We start from the raw sequence: 13028 nt of genomic DNA, 5'->3' as shown, positions 1-13028 counted from the left end.
GTAATTGATCCATATTGATATAGTAAAGTGGCGGGTGTCGATTATTAGTCTTTGTCTAATAATTATAAAACTATTTGATGATGAGAATTACTGCTTATGATCCAAATTCAAAAAATCTGAAATTCAAAAGCATAAGCGTAAAAGGTATTGACATATGCTTGGCTTCTTGATCAGTTTGGGGCTGGATATGTAAGTGATAGTTTTCAAACCTATTGAAGTTGAAGAATTGGATGAAACACCTTTATGAACACGATATATATGTTTATGAGAGTTATAAACATGGCAGAACCTATTTGTTGAAAGAAACAGATGTTTCTTATGAAGAAATACAGTATTTAAAGGAGACGCTGGGACTTAAGGATTGGTTTGAGGCGTATCCTTTTGATAAATAGTTCGTCGCTCGTTGTTTTTTTTTGTAAAAGTCGTAGGTGTAGAAATAAATCCTTAGTTTTGTGCAGATTAATTAAGCATGTAGGACTGACGCTAAAAGCGTATCGTTTTAAGTATTGCATTTGACGAATAGGGATTCATTTAAAGCGATCAAGCATGTTTATATTTCTAATATTGAAATAAAATAGTAAAATAATAAATCATGATTTCAGTATCTAATCTTTCGCTTAAGTTTGGAAAGCGAACGCTCTTTGATGATGTTAATATCAAGTTCACGCCTGGGAATTGCTATGGTGTGATTGGAGCCAATGGAGCCGGCAAGTCTACATTTTTGAAAATATTGTCTGGCGATGTAGATGCAACTACAGGTCAAGTGTCGATCACTCCTGGTGAGCGTATGGCGGTATTGAAGCAGAACCACTATGAGTTTGACGAGTTTCCGGTATTGGAAACAGTATTAAGAGGTCATAGTGACCTGTGGAGAGTGATGGCGGAGAAAGACGCTATCTATGCCAAGCCAGACTTTTCGGAAGAGGACGGTATTAAGGCGTCTGAGCTTGAAGCTGAGTTCGCTGAGATGGATGGATGGAATGCTGAGAGTGATGCGGCGGGTCTATTGAGCGGATTGGGTATCAAAGAGGACGATCATTACAAGTTGATGAAGGACTTGAATGGTAAGCAAAAAGTAAGAGTGTTGTTGGCTCAAGCTATTTTTGGTAACCCTGATATCCTTATTCTCGATGAGCCTACCAATGATTTGGACGTTGAGACGATAACTTGGTTGGAAGATTTCTTATTGGACTTCAAAAATACTGTAATTGTAGTATCTCACGACCGTCACTTCTTGGATACAGTATGTTCGCATATTGTGGATATTGATTTCAGCAAGATCAATATTCATACAGGTAATTATACATTCTGGTATGAGTCGAGTCAATTAGCGCTTAAGCAAAGAGCTGATCAAAATAAGAAGATGGAAGAGAAGAGGAAAGAGCTTCAAACTTTCATCGAAAGATTTAGCGCTAATGCTGCAAAGTCAAAGCAAGCGACTAGCCGTAGAAAGTTATTGGATAAGTTGAACTTGGATGAGATCAAGCCTTCTAGCCGTAAATACCCTGGAATAATCTTTAAGCAAGAGCGCGAAGCAGGCGATCAGATTTTAGAAGTGGAGGATCTTTCAGCTTCATTGGATGGAGTCAAATTATTTGACAAGGTTGAATTCAGATTGAATAAAGGAGACAAGGTTGGTTTGATTTCCAAGAATAAATTGGCGGTGTCGGCTCTTTATGAAATTCTTAATGGAAGACAAGAAGCTGAAACAGGTTACTATAAATGGGGACAGACGATTACTCATTCTTATTTGCCTGTTGACAACTCAGAGTATTTTGAGGGGGTTGATGATAATTTGATCGATTGGCTGAGACAGTATTCTGAAGAGAAGGATGAGGCGTTTGTGCGTGGATTTTTAGGAAGAATGCTTTTCACTGGAGAAGAAACATTGAAAAGCGCTCAAGTGCTTTCGGGAGGAGAAAAAGTGAGATGCATGGTGTCTAAGATGATGCTTCAGTCTCCAAATTTCTTGATGCTTGATGAGCCTACAAACCACTTGGATTTGGAATCTATTACAGCATTTAATAACTCGCTGAAAGATTATGATGGTTCGTTGATTATTTCATCTCATGACCATGAGTTCATGCAGACTGTTGCCAATAGAATCATTGAGCTAACTCCTAATGGTATCATTGACAAGCATATGAGTTATGACGATTATATCGCTGATTCGGAAGTTCAGTCAAGAAGAGAGGCAATGTATAAATAAAAGCGTATAAAAAATATTGGAAAAGGGCTTGTATTTTGCAAGCCCTTTTTATTTTTAGTTTTTTGTAATAGTAACAGATGTAGATGATAAGTTTGAGTTTGTGATTATAATTTCTTTTTCAGAAATTATTTCATAAGAAAACTCTTGAAGGTTATAATTTCCTCTTTTGTCACAGCTATTTTCAACGTCACTTTTTTGATAAGTTCCTTCTAAATAAATTTTAGAGTTGTCAAAATGATAATTGCCTCTCACTGAAATGCTTTGATTTGGACATTCTTCATTGATTTTATCAAAAGCAGAATTTTTTGAAAGACTCATTGAAAATCCATTTTCATTGAATGAGATTGTGTTTGCTGGATTTTCAGATTCTTGCCAATTTCCATTAAGCGTTGTTTGGCTTAGTGTAATAGAGTTTGAGTCGAATTGAGAAATGTTATGAGGTTCATTACTATCATCGTTACATGAGCTTATATTAAAAGAAAGTGCAATTAATGGTAAAATTAGAAATTTTCTCATAATAGATTTGTTTTGTTTGTTTTAAGTACTTCAATGGAAATAATAAAAAATCAAAAAAGCAAAAATTAGTTCTTTTGTTGAGTGTTTTTATTGTTATATGAATTTGATTTATATATTTATTTAAATTTAGTGGATTATATTAGTTATTATTTGGGTTTAAATTTTAGTATTATAGTTGATGAATGAAAGTATGAGTGGTATAATTTTTTTAGGAACAGCAAGGAAAAAAGGAAATACGCATCAAGTAGCGAAATTGTTGGCAGAGGAAACCGGTTTTGAATTTAGGGATCTTAGCGAGTATACAGTAGGTCCTTATGACTATGAGTACAACAACTCTGAAGATGATTTTATAGCATTGGCCGAGGAAATGGTTAAGTATGATAAGATCGTTTTGGCATCTCCTGTGTATTGGTATACAATGAGCGCTCAGCTTAAGGCTTTTATAGATAGATTTTCTGACTTGGTAAGAGTGAGGAAGGATCTAGGCAGAGCTTTGGAGGATAAAAAGATGTATGTGCTAAGCTGCGGATCTGGAGATTTTTGTCCTGAACATTTTACAGAGCCGTTTAAGTATTCGGCAAATTATCTTAACATGAACTTTCAAAATCACCTTCATACATGGGGGGAAAAAGACGGACGTCCAATATCCGAGGAGATTGTCGAAAGAGTTAAGGAATACGCGTTGAAAATCAAGTAAACGAATGAAAAGTGAATCGAATTTGATTCACTTTTTTTGTTTATTATCATTTCAACAAATCAATACAAGGAGAGTTGAAATCTTATGTATGCCATAAAAGACAATGAAGGTAAAAGCAAAACCGAAAGACCAATCTCTGGCAAGAATCCTGTCATACAGAGAGCTGTTGGGTTCGAGTTTGGATACCCTTATTGGTGGTTGATGAAGATGATTGAAAGAGATCCGGAAGAAACGGATGAAGAGTATAAATCTCGCAAATTTTACCGTAAAGGAGATTGCATACATGAAGCCAATTTTTGGAAGACTACGGCGGATACCACAGAACAAAGGCTTTCTTATATGGAAATCATTACTGATCCATTTAATGAAAATGATCACGGGATTGCCAAGCTTAATAAAGTGATGGATGAAATAGACAGCTTTCTTGAAGAAATTATGGACGCTGATGCTTATGTTCACCCAGAAGGCTTTGTCACTCCACTTGCGCCATGCATTAAATATGGGAAATTGTTGGATCCTTTAGCTGCTGTTTATTACGATAATGGAAAGCAGGTTCCTACTAGCAATCCGCAGGCTACCGCAGGAGTTAGGTTGGATAAAATTAGTGAATTGTTTCTTCATTTAGGGGCTGACGAAGCTAGTGATCCTGAGATTATGAAACAGGGAAAGACGCTAGGGCATAAATATTTGATGAGTTACGAGGGGGAGAGACGAGAAAAGGATTTTCAAGGCAGGGTAATGCGATGGGCGCGGGATAATGCTCTTTATTTGGCGGATGCGCTACAGCAAAATCTTAGGGAGCCTGTAAGTTCAAGCTTTGTGGGCTTTGCTACAATGATTCTTTTTTATTTGGTAAGTGGCCATGTCGGAGCAGGAAAGTACGCTAAGAGTTTTATAACAGTGTTGGCAAGAACGGACTTTGCAACAATGTTCAAGATTTTGCCTACAGATGAAAAAGAAATCTTGAGAAGCGATAATGGAGCATGGTGGATGAGTAAATTGGTAGAGGTTTTGCCGGATAAACAAACAAATTTAGATGAACCATTTTTCGCAAAGGGAATATTCTTGATGGAGCAGCCGATTCTTCATCATATTTTGAAGGACTTGACAAAAAAGAAATGGCTGACAGGTATTTTGGAAGGAGTTGATTATTTGACCGAGAAGAATTTTCCTAATCGTTTGAGGGCGTACGAACTTGAGTCAATGGGAGCGATGGGGGATAAAACCGATGTGGTATTTGGAATACCAGCCCCAATTTTCGAATTAAGAGGAGGCAAGCATCAGGTTGATATGAGGGAGACTAAGGACTATGCGATTAATACATTGAAGTTTATGAGGTCTTTGCATCATGATCGTGGAGACTTTTGGGGAGAGTGAATTAAGCCAAGCTTAATAGCAAGCTTGGCTTGAATCGTTATTTCTTTAACATTTTTCTAAGGATAAAGTAATTGATTAGCAATGAAATGCCTCCAAAAAGCATGATAAAGATGAAAAAAGGCAAAGGTTCGTTGATATTTCCTCCTTGCAGCTCGCCTACCCAAAGGCCTGTGGCTACTCCTATTAGCAATAAAGCATATTTTAGGCTTGAGTAAAGCGGTGGTGTCTCTGACTTTTCAGAACCATAAATACTGTCATAGGTTACATTGTTTTTGATCATGTTTTTTCTTTCCAGATAGTCTAGCAGTATTTTGAAGCTTAGAAATAATGAACCAAATACAATTAAGGGGATGATCACGCTTTGAGAGAAGATATCGAATTCCATGTTTTATAAATTTAATGTTGAATTTTGTTTGTTGGACCAAGGTGTAATTGATTCGGTTACATGAAAAAATAATTTTTTTCTTTTTTTATTTTATTTTTAAACTGTAACCAATTCATCTTGGCCCTAGTCAAAGTGACAATGGAAAAGTTAGAAGACGCATATATCGTTGAAAAAGTCAAATCAGGAGATAGACAGCTCTTTGCTTATTTGGTCAATAGACATAAGCAGATGGTTTACCGATTGTGTTTTCGTATTCTTGGGAGCAATGAGGAAGCTGAAGAATGTGCTCAAGATGTCTTTGTGAAAGCTTATCGTAGTTTAGGGAAATTTAAAGGAGATAGCCAATTTAGCACTTGGCTGTATAGAATAGCGTATAATACTTCATTGACGCGGCTTGATAAGATAAAAAGAAAGAGCTTTGAGGCTTTGGAAACGAATCAAATGGCAGAAAGTGTGGAGCCTGAAGGTTATATGAATTTATGCCATGAAGAGCAAAAGCAATACTTGAATAAAGCTTTGAGTTTGCTAGCTCCAGAAGAAAAAGTTTTAATGGAATTATATTATTTCAAAGAGATGTCATTGAAGGAAATCTCAGAGATTACTGGAAAGCCAGAAAATAATATTAAAGTTAAGATACATAGATCCAGAGCAAAGCTTAAAGCTTCTATGCTTCAGAGTTTAAAACATGAAATAAAATCTTTGTTATGAGAGAGTTAGATGAGAAAGATATTGATCGAATAATCAAAGAAGGGTTTGAAAATGATATGCCTGATTTAAGTGATTCCTTTACCTTTGATGTGATGGGCAGGATTGAACATCTTGAATCAACTGAATCAGGTGCTTTTAATAAGTGGGAGAAAATAAGTATTGTCATGTTTTTGATCTCGTTTTTTGTATTGACTGTTGTTTTGATGCATTTTGGAGTATTGCATAAGTTTGACCTTTCTTTTGTTAATAATGTTGTTAGTGGGATAAAAGGCTTTAGTTCATTTATTAACTTTTCATTTATAGCATGTTTTGGCATTGGTTTATTGTTGTTATTGGATAAAATAAGCCTAAAAATATCTGATAAAAGTCGTTGAATTGCTTGATTTAATTCATGCCTTTGGAGCTATGCGCTAGCTTATCTTTGATGTTAATATTTGTTAAAATTTAACTATAACATTAACTGACTAGAGGGGATGAATACCACGATTTTGAAAGCCATGAAGGTGATGGGATTGTTGTTTATAAGCTTGCAAGCTCAAGCGCAAAGTTATGTGGAAAGAAGTGTCGATGATTATTCGACAATTATTGACCAGTCTCATGACCACCACAATAAATATGAGTTGGAGGTGTCGTATAATGATGGAAAGCATTTTGAATTCACAGGTTCAGTGTATTTTGCGGAATTGACGAAAGTTCAAGCGACAGCCGAAGTTACAGGACATCATTACGCAGCGGTTGTCGTAAGAGAATTGCCTTTCAGGCATAGCAGGTTCGGAACGTTCTTTGGCGTAGGTTCTACTTTTGCTATTGAAGAGGATATGGTTTCGGATTTGCCCGGAGTGCAGGCAGGGAGGTCGCCTGATTCAGGAGTGGGCGTTCATGAGGAAAGAGATCTAGGTGTTGCTATTGTTTTGCAATCAGGATTGGCGTATGCCCTTGATGATCATTGGAGCACTGGCTTTACATATTCGCCGGGTGTGGATGTGAATGATGGCCACTTTGTGCACGGCTTAACGATTGATCTTGTATTTGGCTTTTAGCAAAACGACTCTGCTTGTTATTTAGATTGACAAACAGAGTCGTTTATTTTTATACATATTCAGATAGTTCAATCCATCTTTCTGTTTTTGAATCTAGCTCATGGTCTACAGTTTCAATTCGTTGAGCTATTTCAGCAAGCTCTTGATGGTCAGTGATGCCAGAATTCATTTTCTCCAATAATTCCTCTTTTTCTATTTCAAGGTTTTCGATATCCTGCTCTAGAGTTTCATACTCTTTTTGCTCTTTGAATGAGAGCTTCTTTTTTTCTTTTGGTTTTTCTAAAGTTTTTTGCTTGGCTTCTTCGCTCTTGCGTTGAGCTAATTCCTTTTGTTCTGCTTCTTTGCGAGCATCTTCCTCTAGCTTCCACTCTCTGTAGTCTGAATAATTGCCTGGGAAGTCTTTGATTATTCCTTCTCCTTCAAATATAAATGAATGATCCACTAACCTGTCCATAAAGTAACGATCATGGCTTACAATCAATAGGCACCCGGAAAAATTGAAAAGAAAGTCTTCCAAAGTATTTAGTGTGATCAAGTCTAAATCATTGGTAGGCTCATCCAGAATCAGGAAGTTAGGGTTGAGCATCAAAACTCTTAATAGTTGGAGTCTTCTTTTCTCTCCACCGCTTAATTTGGATACAACGCTGTATTGAGTGTCTGGTGGAAAGTTGAACATAGTAAGTAGCGACGATGCTGTAATCGTAGATCCATCAGCCATGTGTATGACTTCCGCTACTTCTTTCACAATGTCGATTACTCTTTGGTCCTCTTTAAATTGAAGTTCAGTTTGAGTATAATAACCAAAGACTGTGTTCACTCCTTTCTCTATTTCTCCACTATCAGGAGTAATTTCACCAGTCAGTGTATTTAAGAATGTTGATTTTCCTACACCATTTTTGCCTATGATACCTATTCTGTCTTTTTTCTTGAATATGTAACTGAAATCTTTGATAAAAGAGATACCGTCATAAGCTTTGTTTAGCTTGTCGATCTCCAAGATTTTGCCACCCAGCCTTTGCGTTTTCACACTCAACTCAACATTTTGTTCGACAATCTTTTTAGATGCTTTCTTTTTAAGATCTCCAAAAGCATCAACTCGGTATTTGGCTTTTGTTCCTCTTGCTTTTGGTTGTCTTCGCATCCACTCAAGCTCTTTTTTCATCAAGTTCTTGGCTTTGCTGATTTCTGTAGCTTCTTGCTCTTGTCTTTCGGCTTTTTTTTCTAGGAAATAACTATAATTTCCTTTGTAGACGTGCAATCCTCCTTGATCAATTTCGATGATCTCATTTGTGACTTTTTCCAAGAAATACCTGTCGTGAGTTACAAGTATTAATGATAGTTGAGCAGTAGCAAGATAATTCTCAAGCCATTCTATTGAATCCAGATCCAAGTGGTTGGTTGGCTCATCCATGATCATAAAGTCAGGCTTTTCAATCAAGGCTTTGGCTAATGCCACACGTTTTCTTTGACCGCCAGAAAGCTGGCTAATTGATTGCTCCAAATCATAAAGCCCTAATTCTCCGAGTATTTGTTTGATTTGGCTTTCATAATCCCAAGCTTGCTTATCATCCATTTGCGACATCAACTCTGTTAATTTTTCTTGAGCGGATTCATCATAGGCACTCTTGGTTAGACACAGTTCATACTCTTTGATTAATTTCAAAGTTTCATTGTTGCTGTCAAATATGGCGTTAATGATTTTGTCATCTTCATTAAAACTAGGATTCTGGGAAAGGTGAGACACTTTGATGCCCTTGCGAAATGCAACTACACCCGAGTCGGGAGTGTCCTCGCCAGCTATGATTTTAAGAAGAGTGGACTTGCCACAACCATTGACGCCCACCAAAGCCACTTTTTGGCCTTGGCCTACACCAAAACTTATATTTTCAAATAAAGATCGTTCTCCAAAGCTTTTGGTTAGCGTTTCGACAGAAAGGAAATTCATATACTATACATTAAATGTAGCTAATGAGGCAAATTTATCAATTTAGAAGCCTCTGGCAAAAAATATCATGAAGTGTTGAATAAAAAAGCCGGAATCATGGTTCCGGCTTGCTTGTATTTGGTTAGAATTTTTTAACCTTGCTCAGGCGGTCCTCCCAAAGGATATTCTCCTGATGATAGGCCTGCGACATTGGTGTCTTTGCTTGGCTGGGATTGGCCGTTTTCGTTTTCGAAAAACCTTTTTCTTATTTTGTCAGCGACATCTTTAAGGTCATTGAGAGAGTCTTTCATTTTTTCTTCGATCTCTCCGTCTTTGTACTCTTTTTTCAGGCGATTGTATTCGTTTTCAATCGTCTCCTTATTTCGTTTAAGTTCCTCAATGCTTTGATTGAGGTTGTCTTTGACTCCTGACTCTTTTTCTTTGGCATTGGCGACCCAAGTGTCGATTTTTTTACCCAATCCACATAAAAATTTTTCGGCGTCTCCAGGTTTGTAATCTGTCATGAGTTTTGCTATTTAGGTTGTAAAACGCTGTTATTCTTATGGTTTTTATACTCTTTTTGAGGCTAATTTGTTTTGTTTTTACAATTTAATACATCGTTTGTCGCTTCAAACAATCAAAGACTTGGCGAAGCATTTTAATAATGAATGGGCAAAAAGCTGTGTTTTTTTTATCTTTGACTTATTGGTAATAAAAGTAGCGTATTGATGAAGAGAAGTATAATAGCCATGTTGGGCATTGTCGTAATGACTTTGGGGGCTTGCAACAACAATTCTTATCCTAAGAAAATGAAAAGGAAAAAACCGCCTAAACATCAAAGGGAGTTGCCTTGTCCTGTTAAAGACTGCTAACTTTAAAGCGGTTCCACTTGTTGTAGATTAAGAAAATATTTTTTAGTGATGAATAAGAAAATTGTTATCGCCATTGACGGCTTTTCAGGTTGCGGGAAGAGTTCCACGGCTAAAGCTGTAGCCGCGCAATTAAACTATGGTTATATTGACACAGGAGCCATGTACAGAGCGGTTACTTTGTATTTTGTTGAAAATCATATTTCAATAACTGACTCAAAGCATGTGAATGAAGCTTTGCGTAAAATCGAGATATCTTTCAAATACAATGATAAGAAAGGTAGGAATGAAACTTACCTTAATGGCTTGAATGTGGAGGACGAGATACGAAAGATGTATGTTTCTGATCAAGTCAGCGAGGTGAGCGCTATTGTGGAAGTCAGAAACGCTATGGTCAGCCAGCAACGAAAAATGGCGAAGAGCAAAGGAATCGTCATGGATGGCAGGGATATTGGCACAGTGGTATTTCCTGATGCTGAGTTAAAAGTTTTTATGACTACCGATGTTAAGGTAAGAGCAGAGCGAAGACAAAAGGAATTGCTTGAGCAGGGAGAGGCTGCAAATCTTGACGAGATTATTGAGAATTTTAAGAAAAGGGATCACTTGGATACGACTAGAAAGCAAAGTCCACTGAGAAAAGCCGACGATGCTATTGCATTGGATACTACCTCGTTGAATTTTGAAGATCAGGTCAAAAGAATTGTTGATTTGGCTTTTGCCAAGATTAATGAATTATAATGTGACTTTTTTTGCCTGTAGAATTCTAAAATGTCCTATATTGCAATAGATATTTAATTAATTCGCTTTGTTGACTTTTTTGAAAAAAGAACGTGAAAGCAAAGCGATAAAATTACACACGATAAGATGGAACTGGCTGTAGAAATTGACGCGAATTCAGGCTATTGTTTTGGGGTGGAGTTTGCCATACAGATGGCTGAAGATGAAATGGAAGCTTCAGGACAAGAGTTGTATTGCTTAGGCGATATCGTTCATAACGATATGGAAGTCAAACGCCTTCATGCCAAAGGTTTAAGAGTAATAGATCGAGAAAGCTTGAAAGAGTTGAGAGACTGCAAGGTCTTGATCAGAGCTCATGGAGAGCCTCCAGAAACGTATAAGCTAGCTATAGAGAATAACATCGAATTAATTGACGCTTCTTGTCCGGTGGTTTTGAAGCTGCAAAACCGTGTTAAAAACTCCTATGATAAAATGGAGAAAAACGATGGTCAGATCGTTATTTATGGCAAAAAAGGCCATGCCGAAGTTATTGGGTTGACAGGCCAGACAAAGAACAGTTCTATCATAGTGACCACAGAAGAGGATTTAGGTCAAATCGATTTTAATCGACCGGTGACCCTTTACAGCCAAACGACTAAAAGCACAAAAGGCTTTTATGCTATAAAAGAGGCTATAGAACAAAGAATAAAAACCGCCAAGGGAATAGAAAATCTTGAAGTTTTGGACTTTGACGCAAATGACAGTATTTGCCGTCAGGTGTCAAATAGAGAGCCTCAGTTGAATAAATTCGCCCAAGTACATGATATGATTTTGTTTGTTAGCGGGAAAAAAAGCTCGAATGGCAAAGCTTTGTATGGTGTTTGCAAAAGCGTTAATGAGTCAAGCTATTTTATAGAAAATGAGGACGAAATCGATATTTCTTGGTTTGAAGGCAAAAAATCTGTGGGTATTTGCGGAGCTACATCGACGCCAATGTGGTTGATGAAGCGAGTAGCGAAATATTGCGAAAACCTATAGTAATGAAATCTTGCTTCTTTTTTATTGAGATTCAATGAAAAATGAGGAAACTAAGACCATAATTCAAAATAGATTAAATACAATCGACATATATGTTTCAGTGGCGTTTTAATTCCATTGATTTTTATTATTTTTGCACCGATTTAATCACCTATGAATCAATTGATAAATTAATAACATGTCAAAAACCATAAAGTTAAAAAGAGGATTTGATATCAGGTTGAAGGGAGTTGCTGAACAAAAAGTAGCTTCAGTTGCTCAGCCTGAGGTTTTTGCGCTGAAACCTCTCGACTTTGTAGGCATTCAAAGGCCTAAAGTCACCGTGAAGGAAGGGGAAACAGTTAAAGCAGGAACGCCTATACTTTTTGATAAGAAAAATGAGCAAGTTCTTTACACTGCGCCTGTTAGTGGAGAAGTTGTTGAGATCAAAAGAGGGTTAAAAAGAAGAGTTGAAGAAATTAAGATCTTGGCTGACAAAGAAATTCAGTATGAGACATTCAACGCTTACTCATCATCAGAGCTAGGAAAAGCTTCAAGAGAACAGCTTCAAGAGCAATTATTGAAAAGTGGCGCATGGCCTCATATCATCCAAAGACCTTATGGTGTGGTGGCAAAACCATCGGATACGGCTAGAGATATTTTCATATCTGGATTCGACAGCAACCCACTTGCGGCGGATATCGACTTTATCCTTAAGGATGACAAGAAATATCTTCAAGCGGGTATCGATGTGATTTCCAAATTCACTAGTGGTAAAGTTTATTTAGGATTGAATGGCAAGAAAGCCAGCCAATTGTTTTCCGATGTGAGCGGTGTTGAAAAATACAGCTTCCAAGGACCTCACCCTGCTGGGAATGTAGGTGTTCAAATCCACAATGTCAAGCCTGTGAATAAGGATGAAGTGGTTTGGACAATCTCTCCTTATGGATTGGTTCAGATTGGGAAAGTATTCTTGGAAGGAAAATACGATGCTAGTAAAGTTGTTGCTGTAGCTGGATCTGAAGTGAAAACTGCCCAGTATTACAAAACATACAGCGGAGCTTGTATCAAAAATTTCCTTAAGGATAATTTATTAGAAGAGCATGTAAGATGCGTTTCCGGTTCTCCATTGACAGGTTCAAGAATCGAAAAAGATGGATTTATCGGATTTTATGACAATAGTGTTGCAGTAATTCCTGAAGGTGACGAGTATGAATTGTTTGGTTGGGCTTTGCCTACTACAAACAAGCTTAGCTTCCACAAGGCTTTAGGTTTGCTTTCTTTTGTGAATCCTCATAAAGAGTTCAGGTTGAATACTAATATTCGCGGAGAAGAAAGAGCGTTTGTTCAGTCTGGTGTTCTTGAAAGAGTAGTGCCAATGGATGTCTTGCCTACATATCTTTTAAAGGCAGTAATGGCTCAAGATTTTGAGAATATGGAAGCCTTGGGAATTTACGAGGTGATTGAGGAAGATTTGGCACTTTGCGAATTTGTGGATGTGTCAAAGCATAAAGTACAAGCAATCTTAAGAGAAGGTTTAGACCTATTGCAATATAGCTAATTATAGAT

The 13028-nt window shown here is 37.1% G+C and carries 15 protein-coding genes; 11 read left to right on the top strand and 4 right to left on the bottom strand.

Annotated elements, in window-relative coordinates; translation table 11 throughout:
• Window positions 1–230: 230 nt before the first annotated feature.
• A complete protein-coding gene (locus AABK36_RS17075) occupies window positions 231–392 on the top strand; it encodes a hypothetical protein (RefSeq protein ID WP_309940081.1) in 162 nt (53 codons plus the stop codon).
• 200 nt (window positions 393–592) lie between these two features.
• A complete protein-coding gene (locus AABK36_RS17070) occupies window positions 593–2209 on the top strand; it encodes an ABC-F family ATP-binding cassette domain-containing protein (RefSeq protein ID WP_309940082.1) in 1617 nt (538 codons plus the stop codon).
• Window positions 2210–2263: 54 nt separating this feature from the next.
• Here AABK36_RS17070 and AABK36_RS17065 read toward each other — a convergent pair whose 3' ends face one another.
• Window positions 2264–2725, bottom strand: coding sequence for a hypothetical protein (locus tag AABK36_RS17065; RefSeq protein ID WP_309940083.1), 462 nt, complete (start codon window positions 2723–2725; stop codon window positions 2264–2266).
• A gap of 190 nt (window positions 2726–2915) precedes the next feature.
• On the opposite strand from AABK36_RS17065, the gene AABK36_RS17060 reads away from it, so the two are divergent.
• Complete coding sequence (locus tag AABK36_RS17060) at window positions 2916–3422, top strand: flavodoxin family protein (RefSeq protein WP_309940085.1); 507 nt, start codon at window positions 2916–2918, stop codon at window positions 3420–3422.
• A gap of 84 nt (window positions 3423–3506) precedes the next feature.
• Window positions 3507–4799 (top strand): hypothetical protein, encoded by a 1293-nt coding sequence (locus tag AABK36_RS17055; protein ID WP_309940086.1) that lies wholly within the window; start codon window positions 3507–3509, stop codon window positions 4797–4799.
• Between the two features lie 37 nt (window positions 4800–4836).
• Here AABK36_RS17055 and AABK36_RS17050 read toward each other — a convergent pair whose 3' ends face one another.
• Window positions 4837–5184, bottom strand: a complete 348-nt coding sequence (locus AABK36_RS17050) for a hypothetical protein (protein WP_309940088.1) — start codon at window positions 5182–5184, stop codon at window positions 4837–4839.
• 138 nt (window positions 5185–5322) lie between these two features.
• Here AABK36_RS17050 and AABK36_RS17045 point away from each other — a divergent pair, with 138 nt between their 5' ends.
• The 3 genes from AABK36_RS17045 to AABK36_RS17035 all read left to right on the top strand — a co-directional run bounded on the left by AABK36_RS17045 (window position 5323) and on the right by AABK36_RS17035 (window position 6932).
• Window positions 5323–5892, top strand: a complete 570-nt coding sequence (locus AABK36_RS17045) for an RNA polymerase sigma factor (RefSeq protein ID WP_309940090.1) — start codon at window positions 5323–5325, stop codon at window positions 5890–5892.
• Complete coding sequence (locus tag AABK36_RS17040; protein ID WP_309940092.1) at window positions 5889–6266, top strand: hypothetical protein; 378 nt, start codon at window positions 5889–5891, stop codon at window positions 6264–6266. Before AABK36_RS17045 ends, AABK36_RS17040 begins: the two co-directional genes overlap by 4 nt.
• A 99-nt stretch (window positions 6267–6365) precedes the next feature.
• A complete protein-coding gene (locus AABK36_RS17035; RefSeq protein WP_309940093.1) occupies window positions 6366–6932 on the top strand; it encodes a hypothetical protein in 567 nt (188 codons plus the stop codon).
• A 49-nt stretch (window positions 6933–6981) separates the two neighbouring features.
• On the opposite strand, the gene AABK36_RS17030 is transcribed toward AABK36_RS17035, so the two are convergent.
• Window positions 6982–8877, bottom strand: a complete 1896-nt coding sequence (locus tag AABK36_RS17030) for an ABC-F family ATP-binding cassette domain-containing protein (protein WP_309940094.1) — start codon at window positions 8875–8877, stop codon at window positions 6982–6984.
• A gap of 131 nt (window positions 8878–9008) precedes the next feature.
• A complete protein-coding gene (locus AABK36_RS17025) occupies window positions 9009–9380 on the bottom strand; it encodes a hypothetical protein (RefSeq protein WP_309940095.1) in 372 nt (123 codons plus the stop codon).
• 204 nt (window positions 9381–9584) lie between these two features.
• On the opposite strand from AABK36_RS17025, the gene AABK36_RS17020 reads away from it, so the two are divergent.
• The 4 genes from AABK36_RS17020 (at window position 9585) to AABK36_RS17005 (ending at window position 13020) form a co-directional block, all read left to right on the top strand.
• Window positions 9585–9728 carry a hypothetical protein gene (locus tag AABK36_RS17020; protein WP_309940097.1) on the top strand — a complete coding sequence of 48 codons (144 nt, stop codon included), beginning with the start codon at window positions 9585–9587 and terminating at the stop codon, window positions 9726–9728.
• A 48-nt stretch (window positions 9729–9776) separates the two neighbouring features.
• The gene (cmk, locus tag AABK36_RS17015; protein WP_309940098.1) at window positions 9777–10463 is read left to right on the top strand and encodes a (d)CMP kinase; all 687 of its coding nucleotides are present in this window, start codon (window positions 9777–9779) and stop codon (window positions 10461–10463) included.
• 132 nt (window positions 10464–10595) lie between these two features.
• Window positions 10596–11480, top strand: a complete 885-nt coding sequence (locus AABK36_RS17010) for a 4-hydroxy-3-methylbut-2-enyl diphosphate reductase (RefSeq protein ID WP_309940438.1) — start codon at window positions 10596–10598, stop codon at window positions 11478–11480.
• A 178-nt stretch (window positions 11481–11658) separates the two neighbouring features.
• On the top strand, window positions 11659–13020 hold the full coding sequence (locus tag AABK36_RS17005; RefSeq protein ID WP_309940100.1) for a Na(+)-translocating NADH-quinone reductase subunit A: 1362 nt from the start codon (window positions 11659–11661) through the stop codon (window positions 13018–13020).
• Window positions 13021–13028 lie beyond the last annotated feature (8 nt).

This window comes from Aureibacter tunicatorum (assembly GCF_036492635.1).
Classification (GTDB): Bacteria; Bacteroidota; Bacteroidia; order Cytophagales; family Cyclobacteriaceae; genus Aureibacter; species Aureibacter tunicatorum.
This window is presented reverse-complemented; position numbering and strand designations above follow the sequence as displayed.